At 48.1% G+C, this 15,744-nt stretch carries 7 protein-coding genes; 4 read left to right on the top strand and 3 right to left on the bottom strand.

Annotation, left to right across the window (positions count from 1 at the left end; translation table 11 throughout):
• Nucleotides 1-517 precede the first annotated feature (517 nt).
• Nucleotides 518-2,908 (top strand): ABC transporter permease, encoded by a 2,391-nt coding sequence (locus ACO08K_RS13205; protein WP_421796874.1) that lies wholly within the window; start codon nt 518-520, stop codon nt 2,906-2,908.
• Between the two features lie 122 nt (nt 2,909-3,030).
• Here ACO08K_RS13205 and ACO08K_RS13200 read toward each other — a convergent pair whose 3' ends face one another.
• Both ACO08K_RS13200 and ACO08K_RS13195 read right to left on the bottom strand, forming a co-directional pair.
• Nucleotides 3,031-5,394, bottom strand: coding sequence for a TonB-dependent siderophore receptor (locus tag ACO08K_RS13200; protein ID WP_421796873.1), 2,364 nt, complete (start codon nt 5,392-5,394; stop codon nt 3,031-3,033).
• A 250-nt stretch (nt 5,395-5,644) separates the two neighbouring features.
• Nucleotides 5,645-6,412: a hypothetical protein gene (locus ACO08K_RS13195; RefSeq protein WP_421796872.1), complete on the bottom strand. Its 768-nt coding sequence runs from the start codon at nt 6,410-6,412 to the stop codon at nt 5,645-5,647.
• A gap of 332 nt (nt 6,413-6,744) precedes the next feature.
• Between ACO08K_RS13195 and ACO08K_RS13190 the strand changes: the two genes are divergently transcribed.
• A complete protein-coding gene (locus tag ACO08K_RS13190) occupies nt 6,745-9,183 on the top strand; it encodes an ABC transporter permease (RefSeq protein ID WP_421798312.1) in 2,439 nt (812 codons plus the stop codon).
• Between the two features lie 104 nt (nt 9,184-9,287).
• Nucleotides 9,288-11,675, top strand: a complete 2,388-nt coding sequence (locus ACO08K_RS13185) for an ABC transporter permease (RefSeq protein ID WP_421796871.1) — start codon at nt 9,288-9,290, stop codon at nt 11,673-11,675.
• 19 nt (nt 11,676-11,694) lie between these two features.
• Here ACO08K_RS13185 and ACO08K_RS13180 read toward each other — a convergent pair whose 3' ends face one another.
• Nucleotides 11,695-12,624 carry a MerR family transcriptional regulator gene (locus tag ACO08K_RS13180; protein ID WP_421796870.1) on the bottom strand — a complete coding sequence of 310 codons (930 nt, stop codon included), beginning with the start codon at nt 12,622-12,624 and terminating at the stop codon, nt 11,695-11,697.
• Between the two features lie 244 nt (nt 12,625-12,868).
• Here ACO08K_RS13180 and ACO08K_RS13175 point away from each other — a divergent pair, with 244 nt between their 5' ends.
• Complete coding sequence (locus ACO08K_RS13175; protein ID WP_421796869.1) at nt 12,869-15,706, top strand: T9SS type A sorting domain-containing protein; 2,838 nt, start codon at nt 12,869-12,871, stop codon at nt 15,704-15,706.
• The last annotated feature ends 38 nt before the right edge of the window (nt 15,707-15,744 follow it).

Raw genomic sequence — 15,744 nt, 5'->3', positions numbered from 1 at the left:
ATTTACGCCATCCTGGGTAATGCCATTATCCACACTACTGGACATTTTGCTCGGAGGACATGAATAGCCCCAGGCTAAAGCCTGGAAGATAATCGAAAACCTCCAGGCTTTAGCCTGAATAATGATTGAATAGCCCCTGGCTTTAGCCTGGGGGTCGCGTAATGCCCCCCGATCTGGGCTTTAGCCCAATATTTATAAAGCCGAAAGGTTGGGCTAAAGCCCAAAAGAGAGCGATTACCGTAATCCCCAGGCTGAAGCCTGGGGCTATTCAATCGCCTTGCAGGCTGAAGCCTGGAGGTTTTAAATTGTCAGATCTATGGACTTAGCTGGTACAAGATCTCCAGACTTGTTCCAACATTTTTGCGTCTCATGATGCATGATCAATGCGAAAATACTGAGAAAACATACGTCAGAGACGTGTTGATAATGGTACAAGTCTGGAGACTTGTACCTGCGCCAGTTCATGTTTCTGCGTTGATTAATTGCACAGTTTTTTAAATTGTTAACCCGACAAGCTATGTTTAAAAACTATTTCCGGATTGCCCTGCGCAACCTTTCCAAAAACAAGGTTTCGTCTTTCATCAACATTGCTGGTCTGGCCGTAGGTATGGCCGTGGCCATGTTGATCGGTTTGTGGATTTGGGATGAACTGTCCTACGACCAACACCACCCCAACTACGATCGCATCGCCCAGGTGATGCAGCACCAAACCTTCAATGGACACAAGGGCACTGAATCTTCGATTCCGATTCCACTGGAGCCAGAATTGCGCAGCAAGTATGGCCACAACTTCAAATACCTGGCCATGGCCAGCTGGCAAGGAGACCATATTTTGAGCTATGGGGAAAAAATGATCACCCAGGAAGGCAATTATATGGACAAAGACATCACCAAAATTTTGTCTTTGGACATGCTGAATGGAACCCATGATGGCTTGAAGGAGCTCAATTCGATTTTGATTTCTCAATCGACTGCCCGCGCCCTTTTTGGTGAAGTCGAGCCGATGGGAAAATTGATCAAAATCGACAATACCCAGGAAGTCAAGGTGAGTGGGGTATATGCAGATTTACCCTACAACACGACCTTTCACGACCTGCATTTTATTGCGCCCTGGGCCTTGTATGTGTCTACCCAGGAATGGGTTCAAGAGGCTCGTGATCAAAACCAGTGGGGCAACAACTCTTTCCAATTGTTTGCCGAAATCGCTGATCAGGTGGACATGGCGCAGCTCAGCGCCAAGATCAAAAATGTCAAATACGATAAGGTAGACAAGGACGAGAAAAAATTCAAAGCCGAGGTTTTCCTGCACCCAATGCAAGATTGGCACCTGAAATCCAACTGGGAGGAGGGCGTACAAACGGGTGGTTTTATGCAGTACGTAAAGTTGTTTGCCATAGTGGGCATTTTTGTTTTGCTCCTGGCTTGTATCAATTTTATGAACCTGAGCACCGCGCGTAGTGAAAAACGCGCCAAAGAAGTGGGTATCCGCAAAACCGTTGGTTCGGTACGTGGGCAACTCATTCGGCAATTCTTCAGTGAATCATTCGTGGTGGTTTTTTTCGCTTTTGCTTTGGCGGTGGTGTTCATTTTGCTGGTCTTGCCCTGGTTCAACGAAGTGGCCGACAAAAAGATGAGCTTCCCCTGGAATCAACCGGTATTTTGGCTGGCCAGTTTGGGTTTTATGGCCTTCACCGGGCTGGTTGCGGGCAGTTACCCTGCCTTTTACCTTTCTTCCTTTCAGCCCATCAAGGTCTTGAAAGGTACCTTTAAAGCGGGGCGTTTTGCTTCCATCCCACGCAAAGCGCTGGTGGTGATGCAGTTCACCATTTCGGTTACTTTCATCATTGGCACCATCATCGTGTACCAACAAATCCAATACACCAAAAATCGCCCGCTCGGCTACGACAACAAGGGCGTCCTCATGGTTCAGATGACCTCGCCGGACTTTGAAGGCAAGTTTGATTTACTGCGCAATGAGTTAAAAAGCAACGGCACCATTGTAGAAATGGCCGAATCTTCCAGTCCGCTAACCGGGGTGTGGTCCAACAATGGTGGCTTCAATTGGGAGGGAAAGGATCCCAGCCTGGATGCCGAATTTGCGACCATTTGGGTAACCCACGATTTTGGGAAAACGGTGAACTGGCAGTTTACCCAGGGGCGGGATTTTTCTCGTGATTTTACCACGGATTCTTCTTCCCTTGTCATCAACGAGGCGGCGGTGAAGTTTATGAACATCAAAGAGCCGGTGGGAAAAAAAATTACCTGGGGCGATAAAGACTTTACCATTGTGGGCGTCATCAAAGACATGGTGATGCAATCGCCGTATGACCCGGTGAAACAAACGGTTTACCTACTGAGTTATGACAATGTCAGTTGGATGAATTTGAAGCTGAATCCCGCTAAAAGTGCCACTGAATCTTTGGCTGGCGTGAAGGCGGCTTTCAAAAAATACATTCCGGCAGTGCCTTTTGATTATGAATTTGCGGATGAATCTTTTGGCGAAAAATTTGAAGCGGAAGAGCGGGTAGGTACCCTGGCCGCGGCCTTTGCCGGGCTGGCCGTGTTTATTTCCTGCCTGGGTTTATTTGGCCTGGCTTCTTTTGCTGCCGAGCAACGCACCAAGGAGATTGGCATCCGCAAGGTTTTGGGTGCTTCGGTGAACAACCTTTGGGGTTTGTTGTCGCGCGATTTTGTGCTGCTGGTGTTGATCTCTTGTGTATTGGCGGCTCCGATCGCCTATTATTACCTGCATGGCTGGTTGCAACAGTACCAGTACCGTACCGAGATTTCCTGGTGGGTATTTGGCTTTGCGGCAGTAGGTGCCATCGCGATAACCTTACTTACGGTGAGTTTTCAGGCGATCCGGGCGGCTACGATTAATCCGGTGAAATCGCTACGGAGCGAGTAAGTTTCTACAAGATGTACTACTGCTAAGGTGCCTCTTTGGTGCCTGAGGTTTCTAAGGTGGTGAAATAATATTCTTCTTTTCGCCACCTTAGAAACCTCAGGCACCAAAAGGGCATCTTAGTCTTAAAACTTCCAGGTCAAACTGGCCGAAAAATTGCGCGGAGCAATCGGGTTGACGCTGTTGTCGTCGTGAACATTGTACGACAGGACGTTGAATAGATTGGCCAATTTGGCGCGCAGCGCAAATTTGGAAAAATTGTACCCGGCCGTGGCGTCAAACTGGAAGTAATCCGAAATCTCCGTAATGCGGTAGGCATCATTGGCTACCTGTACCCGGGTGGATCTGCCTGCAAAACGGGTACCAATGTAGGCCGAGACAAACCCGAGGTTCAAACCTTTCAATGTGCCCTCGCTCACTTCGTATTGTATACTTGCATTGGCGGTATGGTTGGGGTTGTAGCGCAAGAGGCTACCTTCCACATAGGTATTGCTTTTTACATATTTGGTTTCATTAAAACTATACCCGGCGATGATGATCAGGTTCGAAGTTACCCGGGCTGAAAAGTCCACTTCTACGCCCTGGCTACGCACCGCACCGGCCAATTCCTTAATGTAAGTATACGTATTGCCATTGACCAGCGAATTCTGAGCCAGTTTATCATTGTAAATTTGATAAAGTGTAATATTGGCAGAAGCCCTTCCTTTGAACAATTCATTTTTTATCCCAACTTCATACTGATCGATGATGGAAGGTGGTAATGCTTTTCCTTCAATGTCAACCCCGGTATTGAAGCTGAAAGAATTGGAATAACTGACAAAGGCAGATTGATTTGAATTAGGCTGAAAAACAATACCCAATCGGGGTGAAAATGCACCTTCTCTGGGCGAAGGAGTGGTGGTCACTTGCCCTTCGGCAGTGGTTACGTTGCTTTCCAGTTTTTGGCTGGAATACCGGATGCCTGCCAGTACTTTAAATTTTGTACTCAGGGTAATCAAATCCTGGATAAAAACGCCATAACGGCTGGTCGGGTTATCCGAAAAATTCCCTTTCTTCAAGGTAGGGATATCGTTTCGGCTGTCGGAAGGCAGATTTTCAAAAATATTGACTGTATCGTAGCCATTCAACTGGGCATACTGCTGGGTTTGTTGGACAAAATGATCAGTATCAAAACCCAACAGGAGCTGATGACTAATTTGGCCAGTATTGAAGCTTCCATTGATGTCTCCTTGAACAATGAAATAGTTATCCGTGGAGGCGTTGCGCTGGATGTTGCGGGTCCAGAGCCCGTCCGCTTTGATCAGGGTTCCCTGGTTGGGGCGGGTAGTGCCAAAAACTTCCTGCTCGGTATCGCGGTAAGATGAAGACAGGTTGAGTTTCCACTTGTCATTGAATCGGTGGCTTAGGGTAGCAGCTGCCGCCGATTGTTTGCTGTCGACATAGCCCCATTTTACGCCCAGAAAGCGATCGCGGGGGTAATCGGGGATCACTTCGTAATTGATGATACCTGCACCAAAATCAGGGGTCCGGCGATCGTCCAGGTAATCTCCTTCCAGCAACAATTCCGTCTTTTTGCTCAATTTAAAAAGTAGGGAAGGGTTGATGTACACCCTTTCGGAATTGACGTATTGCCGGAAACTATTGGCAGTTTGGTAGGTACCATTCAGGCGGAAAGCTACTTTTTCTCCTTTGCCGATGCCTCTATATACGTCAAAGCTAGGCTTAAGCAGGCCAAAGCTCCCTACACGCAAACCCACTTCACCTCCAAAGCCAAACTTGGGTTTTTTGGTAACCAGGTTCAACACGCCGCCTGGGGCTACGTTCCCAAACAGCAAGGCCGCGCCGCCTTTTAAAATTTCTACTCTTTCCAAACTGCTCAATTCTGGCAGCATGGAATTCACAAAGCGGGTGCCATTTTTGAAAGTATTGCTGCTACTAAAGGGAAAGCCACGGCCAGCGATTTCTTCCTGGTATCCTCCAGTGGCACCCATCACGTATACCCCGTTGGTGTTCATCAACACATCTTGCATGGTCAGGGCCTGCTGACTTTCCAAGGTTTGGCGATCCAGGGTTTGAAAACTCATGGGCAGGTCCATCTGCCGGGCGGCCATTTTGCCAATCGAGGCAATTCTTTCATTCTGCGTCACGTAACCCTTGATGACAATTTCCTTGAGGGTTTCGGCATTTTCAAAAAGTTCCAAAGACAGATTGAGCACTTTGTCTGCCTCCACTTCCACTTTTTGGGTCAAGGTTTTGTATCCAATGTAGGAAGCAATCAAGGTATAAGTGCCCGCTTTGATTTCGGTAAAAACAAAGCTACCATTCACATCCGAAGATACCCCTTGCTGGGTTTCACTGAGTTGAATGTTGACAAAAGCAGATGCTTTTCCTTCACTGTCGGTAACTGTGCCACGGATTTCCCCGCTTTGAGCGCCCAGAAAAGACGAAAACAACAAAACGGCTATAGCAAGTACAAATGCTGGTCTCATGTCGAGTCTTTTATTTATTTAGACTAATCTTAAATAATGACGCAAATGTAAAGTCATGAGACAAGCTGTACAATACCGAAGTTGCTGAATGGAGCTGTAAATGTTAGGTAGGCTTTACCTAGAATTAGGTAGGTAGTTATAACTAAGAATATTATCCTTAGGTTTCTTAGGTGGTGAAAAAATGTTATACTAGTTTTCTTTCACCACCTAAGAAACCTAAGGCACCCAAGGATTCACCTAAGTAGGGAGATTACAAGCGGACGGAAAACTCAAATTCCCGCGTAGTGCCATCCGTATATTGCACCTTGTATTTGTAGAGCATTTTGCGGAGATCCTTGTCTTTTAGCTTTTTCTGAAAAGCCGAAAAGCCCTCATAGTCGTACATTCTGCGACCATCGGAGGACATTTGGTAAAATTCCTCAGCCGTGTAGGTTTTTTCGAATTTCATATAAACAGGCTCGGCTTTGCGGCCCGCCAATGTGGCGATTCTGGACAAAGTCAAATGCTGGACGGTTTTGTTGGAATCCACTCTGGCCCCTACAAAGGTGGATTGGGGCAGCGCTTGCACCTCGAGGCCTTCGGGGTGCTGGTGGTAATAAGCATCTACAGTGGTTGTCCATAGTTCGTCTTTGTCGCCGGGACCGGGAATGGCAATCCCCACCTCAGGGGTGTGCAGGAGGATGTAAGTATTCAGGATGTCCTGCCGCTTCAGGACCAGGTTTTTGTCCGGAGTGGCCTCCAGCATGTGGCTGTGGACCTCCACCTCGGTCAGGTGTTGCCCCATCGGCACCTGGGCCAAATCGAGAACAAGTTCCTGACCTTGCATCTCATTCTTGACCAGGGGGCCTGTGCCCGTAAGTCGGAAAATGGCGGAATCAATGGCGGCAGGATGTAGGTTTTGCAACTGTACGCGCAATTCTCCCTCCTGAGCATTGAGGTAGATGGACTCGTACTGTTCAGCGCAAGAGACAAGCGCCAGGGACAATGCAAACAGCATTGCCAGGTTTGTTGGTTTCATCGTGGCAGAGTTAAAAGGACTAAAAAAAAAATTTTAAAAGGACTGAATTAACATTAAATAAACCCGCCAAGGTTACTTTCTGTTTGCGAAAAGGGGGAATGATTTTTATCAAGTTTGAATACTTGTTTTTTTCACCACCTAAGCAACTGAAGGCACCGGAGGAGCACCTCAGGGTCGCTAGGTCTAAATCTCCCTTTGTTCGTGCGCGTACAAAAAATGTCCATTACCGAACGGCTTTTTTAAGATTGATAATTTTAAAATACTACAAATCAATGTCTTAATTTTTTGGCACACCTTGTGCGCAGTACTTTTGAACCAACGCACCAATGGCCATGCTGCGCAGTTACCTCAAGATTGCCTGGAGAAACCTCCTCAAGAACAAAACCTTTAGCCTGATCAATATTTTTGGGTTGGCAGTTGGGCTTGCTTGTTTCATCTTGATCGCTCTGTATGTGGTGGATGAATTGAGTTACGAGCGCTTTTATCCCGATGCTGCCCGCACCTATCGGGTACATTCCGACATTCGCTTCGGTGGTACAAACCTTGACCTTGCGGTATGCTCCGACCCCTTTGGCGCTACCCTGAAAAAAGATTACCCGGAAGTGGAACAATTCGTGCGTTTTTACGCCAATGATGGCCGCAAGTTCATCAAACGTGGGACCGAAACCATCATCGAAAACCGGGTAGCTCACGTGGATTCCACCTATTTTGACATGTTCCCACGCCCCATTTTGGCTGGCAATCCCAAAACGGCCTTGAACGAGCCCAACACTGTGGCCATTAGTGAATCAGCCGCACAGAAGTACTTCAAAACCAACGATGCGCTAGGCAAAACCCTGGAAGTAGGCATCAACGAAAAGACCCAGTACAAAGTAACCGCGGTATTCGCCGACATGCCGACTAACTCCCATTTCCAATTTGATTTTTTGTTCTCGATGGACAATGTCACGGATTACACTTTTGGAAATTACTTAAGCCACAATTTTCAGACCTACGTGCGCCTGCGCGAGGGAGCTGACCCACGTGCGCTGGAAGCCAAGTTTCCTGACCTCATCAATCGCTACATCCTGCCGCAGGCCGCGCAGTTTATGGAAATCAAAAGTATGGCCGACTTTGAAAAATCGGGCAATAAACTCGGCTACTCCCTCATGCCCGTTACCGACATCCACTTGCATTCGGATCGAATGGCCGAGTTAGGTGTCAATGGCAATATCCAGTACGTGTATGTGTTTGGCATTGTAGCGCTGTTTTTGTTGACCATTGCCTGCATCAATTTTATGAACCTGAGCACTGCCCGCTCGGCCAACCGCGCCAAAGAAGTGGGTATTCGCAAGGTGATGGGTACCGAGCGCAGCACTTTGATGGGGCAATTTATGGCCGAATCTACGCTCACCAGCGGCCTGGCTTTTGTGTTTGCGTTGCTCCTGGCCGCAATCGCATTGCCGTATTTTAATGAGTTGGCCGCCAAGGAATTTAAACTGGCCACTTTTTTCCAATCCCGTTATCTGCCTTTTTTATTGTCCTTACCCTTGATTGTAGGCGTTCTAGCGGGGTATTATCCGGCGTTTTTCCTTTCTTCTTTCCGCCCAATTGAAGTGCTCAAAAGCAAGTTGAATGCGGGAAGCTCCAAGAGCAATTTCCGCAATGCCCTAGTGACGGTGCAGTTTTCCATCTCGCTTTTGCTCATCATTGCGACGGTGATTGTGTACCGGCAGTTGAACTACATCCAGAGCAAAAACCTGGGATTCAACAAGGATCAGGTCTTGATCATCAATGCGACTTCGGGTTTGCAGGACAACAAGGAGGCGTTTAAAAATGAGGTCAAACAAATGACCGGGGTAAAGGCTGCCTGTTATGCCGGGTACCTGCCCGTGTCCAATTCCTCCCGCTCCGACAATACTTTTTCCAAAGAAGCCACTATGGGCACGGAAACGGGTTTCAACATGCAAGTCTGGAACGTCGACTACGATTATATTCCCACTCTGGGGATGGAACTGGCCAAGGGGCGCAACTTTTCGCGGAATTACGGTGGAGATTCTACGGGGATCATCATCAACGAAACGGCGGCGAGTATGCTGGGCTATCCCGATCCAATTGGTAAAAAACTCTACTCCACGCCGGATCCTACCGGTGAAGAAACCATTGCCTATACCATCGTAGGGGTGGTCAAAAATTTCCATTACGAATCGATGCGGGAAAATGTTGGTCCGCTGGCTATGCGACTCGGCTTCAATCGTTGGGAAACCGCTTTCCGGGTCAACATGAGTGAAGCGCTCAACTTGATCGCGCAGATTGAGTCAAAATGGAAACAAATGGCACCCGGGATGCCTTTCCGCTACCAGTTTCTCGATGAAGCTTTCGATGAGATGTACCGCGCTGAACAACGGATTGGCAAGGTGGCGCTCTGTTTTGCCTTTTTGACCATCCTGATTGCTTGTCTGGGCCTTTTTGGGCTGGTGACTTACATGACCGAGCAACGCACCAAGGAAATTGGCATCCGCAAGGTATTGGGTGCTTCGGTGGCAGGCATCACCACCTTGCTGGCCAAGGATTTTCTGCGCCTGGTGCTGCTGGCCATCCTGATTGCCTCGCCCCTGGCTTGGTACGTGATGAAACAATGGTTGGCCAATTTTGCCTTCCGCATCAATATCGAATGGTGGATGTTTGTGGGTGCCGGAGTACTGGCGGTATTGATCGCGTTTTTGACGATTGGTTGGCAGAGTATGCGGGCCGCGCTGGCGAACCCGATCAAGTCCTTGCGGAGTGAATGAAATTCAAGTTGTCTTTTTACTCATCCACAACATAAAACAGCAATTGTACCTGCGACCCTTTTTTGGGGTTGCAGGATTTTTTGAACTGCTCTAAATCAAAAAATATGCTCCGCAGCTACCTCAAAATTGCTTTGCGCAACCTCTTTAAAAGCAAAGTTTCTTCTTTTATCAACATCACCGGGCTGGCTTTAGGCATGGCTGTGGCGATGCTCATTGGCCTGTGGGTGTGGAGCGAGCTTACTTTTGATACCCATTTCGCCAATTATGAGCGTATCGCCCAGGTGCTACAAAACGGAACCTATGTTGACGAAGTGGGCACCCAAGCCGAAGTCCCGCCGCCGCTGGGTCCTGAACTCCGCAATGCTTACGGAGCAGATTTCAAATACGTGGTTATGGCGACCGACATAAACCCGCAAGCTTTAAGTTTTGAAGACAAAAAGTTCACCCAAAATGGAGCTTCATTCGGCGCAGAGATCACCGAAATGTTGTCGTTGGAGATGTTGCAGGGCAGTAGAAAGGGCTTGAAAGAACCCAACTCCATTTTGCTGTCGGAAACCCTGGCCAAAACCTATTTCGGCGACGCAGAGCCGCTGGGAAAAATCATGCAGATTGGCGAACAAAGTTACAAGGTGACGGGGGTATACGCCGATTTGCCCCGCAACTCCAGTTTTTACGACCTTGGCTTCATTACCCCCTGGAATGAAAATGAGCCCTACATCAAAAACCACCTCGACAATTGGGGCTACAATTCTTTCAATGCCTACGTGCAACTAACTGAAGGCGCCGACATGGCGCAGGTATCGGCTAAAATCAGAAACATCAAGTACAACAAAGTAAACGAGGACGGCAAAAAGTACAAGCCCGAAATGTTCCTGCACCCCATGTCGCAATGGCATTTGTACTCCGAATTTGAGGGGGGTAAAAGTGTGGGTGGGCGCATCACCACGGTATGGTTGTTTGGCATCATTGGGGCTTTTGTGCTGCTGCTGGCTTGCATCAACTTTATGAATTTGAGTACTGCGCGTAGTGAAAAAAGAGCCAAAGAGGTGGGCGTGCGCAAAGCGATTGGTTCGCGCAAAAATCAGCTGGTTAAGCAATTTTTGAGCGAATCCTTGCTTGTGGCCGCTTTTGCATTTGTACTGGCCTTGTTGCTGGCGCAGATCAGTTTGCCGTTTTTTAATGCGGTGGCAGATAAAAAAATGAGTTTGTTGTGGAGCAATCCGGTGTTTTGGTTTTTGGGTATTGGGTTTGCCCTGGGCACGGGTTTGTTGGCTGGCACTTATCCGGCCTTTTACCTGTCTTCTTTCCAGCCGATCGGGGTGTTGAAAGGTACGTTTAAAGTAGGTCGCTTGGCCAGCATTCCCCGCAAAATTTTGGTAGTCGTGCAGTTTACAGTATCGATTGTTTTGATCGTGGGCGTGCTCATCGTTTTTCAACAAATTCAATTTGCCAAAAATCGCCCGATTGGCTACGATACGAGTGGTTTGATTGTGCTGCCGACCCCTACGCTGGTCGTTCACGAGCATTTTGATGCCATTCGGAATGAACTCAAAAACAGCGGCGCGATCCTGGAAATGGCGGAATCACATAGCCCGATGACCGACTTGTACTTGGCGCTAGATGGTTTTGATTGGAAAGGCAAGGATCCGGGCATGCAGGTCAGCATTGGTACCGAATTGGTTTCACATGATTATGGTAAAACCGTGGATTGGAAAATCAGCGCTGGGCGCGATTTTTCCCGGGACTTCGCCTCCGATTCCACCGGGATCATTCTGAGCGAAACGGCGGTAAAATACATGGGTTTAAAAAATCCCATTGGGGAGGTCATCAAATCCCATAACTTTTCGGCTGAGCCCCTTTTCTTTCGGGTAATTGGGGTGGTCAAAGATGTGCTGATGGAGTCGCCTTATGAGGATGTCCGGCCAATGCTCTACGTGTTGAATACTTGGAAGGGCAATTTCGCAGTGTTGAAACTGAATCCTGCGTTGAGTGCGCAGGCGGCACTGGCCAAAATTGCTCCGGTCTTCCAAAAACACAATCCAAGTGCACCCTTTGACTACAAGTTTGTGGATGCGGAATACGGCAAAAAATTTGCTATGGAGCTGCGGGTTGGCCGTTTGGCGGGCTTTTTTGCCATTCTGGCTGTGTTCATTTCTTGCCTGGGTTTGTTTGGTCTGGCTTCTTTTATGGCCGAGCAGCGCACCAAAGAAATTGGGATTCGCAAGGTGTTGGGTGCTAGTTTGGGGAGTCTGTGGCAATTGCTTTCCAAAGATTTTGTGCTTTTGGTGTTTATCTCCTTTTTTATTGCTACACCTATTGCCTATTATTTCATGTCAACCTGGCTGCAAACTTATACTTATCACACCGAAATTTCCTGGTGGATTTTTGTAGCAACCGGACTAGTGATTTTGGGAATCACTTTGCTGACCGTGAGTTATCAAAGCATGTGGGCCGCGCTTACGAATCCGATTAAGTCTTTGCGTAGCGAATAAGCGCTGGTCTAAAGCTCAATCAATACTGCTTGAGGGATTGGCTATTTTCCTTTCTCAACAAAGGTTCTTTTAACAGCTCTAAAAACTCCAGTGTATGATCTAGGCTCCGCAGCACCCGCACATTTTGGGGCGCAGTCACTTTTTGTGCAACCACTTGATAACCTGAGAGCAAAACCTGACAATCAGGGAATGTTTCCGCCAACTTGTCTACGTATTTTTGCACAGGCTCTTTGGCAAAAGTTTCGCTGATCATGGTGAAGATAAAATCCGGCTTGTGCACCTTACATGCATCGCGCAGGTCAGCCACCGAAATATCCTGCCCCAGGTAGAGCACCTGGTTGCGGCGCGATTTGAGGATATAGTGCATGAAGAGCAGGGTCAATTCCTGTTTTTCACCCTCTGGCAAATAAATGATGAATTTTTTGACCTGTTTGCCCTGTGGAATGGGCTCCTGATCAATGGCAACGATGATTTTTTGGCGGATGAGGTAGCTGATGAAGTTTTCCTGTACCGGATTGATGGAGCCCGTTAGCCAAAGTACGCCCAACTTATCCAGAAAAGGGTAAATCACCTCCAACATGGTTCGTTCAAAACCCAGCTGCTGAATATTCATCGAAACGATGCGGTCGAACTTTTGCTCATCCATTTCGATCATCGAAAGGGTAAGGGCGTCGAGTTGGGTACTGTATTCGAAGTTGATTTCGGCGATGGCTGCCACCTTTTCCGCTACTGCCTGTCGCGACATTTTGGCGATCTTGGAAATCTTGATGCCATTTTTATTGAGCAGGGATACATTGAGCAAAAACTTGAGGTCATCGTCCTGATAGTAGCGGATATTCGTCTTGGTGCGCTTAGGAGCAATGACTCCATAACGTTGCTCCCAGATGCGGATCGTGTGTGCTTTGATCCCTGAAAGTTTTTCCAAGTCGCGAATTGAATATACAGCCACTTGTTAAGGCGTTTTTTTTCAGTGAATTACAAAATAGATGAAGAGTTTGAATGCGCTTTTTATTTTACCAATTAGCTAACATAAAAGCCGTTAAAATGTTTAGGGTTTTGACAAATTACTGTCGTCTGTTTTCACTCCTGGCGTTAAAGGGAGTGCAATATGGATTAAATTACTAACTTTAGCAGGCTCAAAGATACTTTCAAAGCCGGAGAGCTTGTTTAAAAAATTATACAAAACAATCATTATGAAGTGGATTAAGACTCTACTTTTTTTCTCGTTCATGGCTTGCCTTGCCCAGCAGGTTTACGCTCAAGCTAATCCCTGTATTTACACGCTGGACTTAAAAGATCAACTTGGCGATGGCTGGAACGGTGCCCAACTCGAGGTGCGCATCAATGCCAAAGCCACAGTATATACCCTTACCACTGGGAGTGCTGCCCGCCACTTTCTGACTTTGAACAATGGCGACAGTTTGCGGCTTACCTATAAGCCGGGCCCTTTTGATCTGGAAGTAGGCTACTCCCTGCTGGATCAGGAAGGAAAAGTAGTATACACCACCGGAACCGTCAACCCGGTTGCGGGTGTTGTTTTGCGCAGCAAAATCATTTGTCCTACCTGCGCCCCCCCTCCTGGCCCCAGTGTAACTTTTGAAGACGTACGTGCTTTTACCAGCCAGTTGAGCTGGGTGGGCAACGTGACTGGTGGAACTTATTTGCTGGAGTATGGACTGAAAGGATTTGTGCCGAATAAAGGGCTGGGTACAGTTGTACGGACTACCGCAACCCGCACCATTTTGCGCAACCTCAAGCAAAACTCCAGCTACGATCTCTACCTGAGTGTGATTTGTAGCAACCCAGCGGATACCAGTCTGGTGCTTGGGCCCTTTGCCTTCAAAACCCGCTGGGCGGTCGATTTGGGTATTTCGGGCATCGAAGATCCTATTACCGATTGTGGGCTGGAATCTGGCGACACTGTGAGGGTACTAATTCGCAATTATGGCGGCGAACCACAGTCTTTGGTGCCTTTTAAATATGCTGTAAATGGCGTGCCAGTATCAATTACTATGCCCAAAGATGGAGTATATACGGGTGTAGTTGGTCGTGATAGTTCGGATGTGGCCGAGTTTGACAATCCCTACTCCTTTCCTCCGGGGGACTATGTGATCGATGCCTGGACCGAGATGAAGGGGGATAGTGTGATCAAAAACGATACCCTACGTTATACGTTTACCAGCTTACCCACTATCAACACTTATCCTTATTCCAATTTGCTGGAGGACCGCTTCACCGGTTGGACTGTGGATCAAAGCAGTGTCAATGCCAGTTGGCAATTGGGCAATCCCAATAAACGCCAACTCAATCAGGCTTTCAGCGGTTCGCAGGTCTGGGCAACCAAGCTGAGCGGCAGCTACAACAGCAGCGAAGTTTCTTACTTGTCTTCTCCCTGCTTTAATTTTTCTCGCCTAACTGCTGATCCAGTCCTGACTTTTGCGCTTCAGTTGGACATGGAAGGTTGTTGCGACGGGCTCTGGGTAGAACTCAGTACCGACGGCGGTCAATCCTGGGCCAAACTGGGCGACAATACCAGTGGCATCAATTGGTACAACAACGTTACCCGCCAAATCTGGAGTAACAACGGCGGAGTGCGGGGTTGGTTTACTGCCTCTCATCCATTGCCTGGCACGGCTACGGCACCCGATGTACGCATCCGCTTTGCTTTCTTGTCTGATTTTGCCAATAACCTGGAAGGTGCTCTGATTGACAACATTCAGGTGCATGTCCCTACGCGGGACTTGTTGGCCTTGAGCGTTCGCAATACCAGTGCGGATCCTTGTGGCAATGCGGCGGATCAATTGTCTTTTTCCATTGGCAACCTGAGCCGCAACAACGCGACCAACTTCAGTGTAGCTTACCGCATCAACAATGGTCAAGTGGTGACAGAAAACGTGGGTGGTTTTACCCTGTTGCCGAATGCCAAAAATGCTTATACTTTCCGGGGTACGTTCAACTCTGCTACGCCAGGTACTTACAACATTAAGGCCTGGATTGTAGGCGATGTGCAAGCGGCCAACGATACGGCTTATTTTACCTTCAATTCGGCTTATCCGGTACCTTTTGGGGAAGATTTCGAAAGAGGGGGCATTCCTCAGGATTGGACCATCGATGCAGATGCAGTGGTGGTCAAGGATCGGGGCAATAGCAGCTTTACCTTGTCGGATAACCTATTTAGTGGAGACGCCAGTTTGCGGGTCACTACCCCAACTTTTGGCCCCGTCGCTGCCAACGACAGCATTACTTTTGAATACCGCTATGTAAATATTTCCGGAAACAACATTACTGCAACCACATTAACCGCTAATGACCGCCTGGATGTATTCGTGTCTACGGATTGTGGCCGAAACTTTGTGTTGTTGCAATCCATCACTGCCGCCAACCATGTGGCTTCAACGCAGCTGCGGCGTGTGACGGTTAAGTTGGGGACACCATATGCTAACCGTTACATCCAGATTCGCATTGCGGCAACCTGGGGTGGTGGCAATTATTGGATTGACCTGGACAACATCAACCTGGCCCGTTGCCCGGCTAAACTGAACCTGAGTTCGACCATCAACAATGCCACTGGTGCAACTATGCGCAATGGCTCGATTGCGGTACGCGGGGATGCCAATGGTGCACCTTACAAATTCAAATGGGCTACTGGGGCAACGACCTCACAGATTACCCAGGTTCCTGCCGGGCTCTACAGTGTCACGGTGACGGATCGTTTTGGTTGTAGCTCGGTTCTGGATTTGAGGGTAAACTTTACGGTTTCTGCCCGCGATCAGGAGCTACCAGTTGAAAAACTGAGCCTGGCGCCAAATCCAACTTACGATCAAACGCTGCTGCGGGTGCAACTTCGGGAGCGAAGTGATTTGAAAATACAGCTGATCAGCCCGATTGGGCAAATTCTACAACAAGTCCAATTGAACGGAGTACAACAGGCGGATGTGTCAATTAAGATGGCACAATTGCCTCCCGGGATGTACTTTGTACGTCTGGAGGCAGGTGGTAGGCAACGAGTGGAAAGGGTTGTGAAATTTTAATAAAAAAGGGCCGTCACTGAAAAGCGACGGCCCTTTTT

The sequence above is a fragment of the Haliscomenobacter sp. genome (assembly GCF_965225875.1).
GTDB lineage: Bacteria > Bacteroidota > Bacteroidia > Chitinophagales > Saprospiraceae > Haliscomenobacter.
The sequence above is the reverse complement of the archived record's forward strand: the minus strand, read 5'-3'. Positions and strand labels throughout refer to the sequence as shown.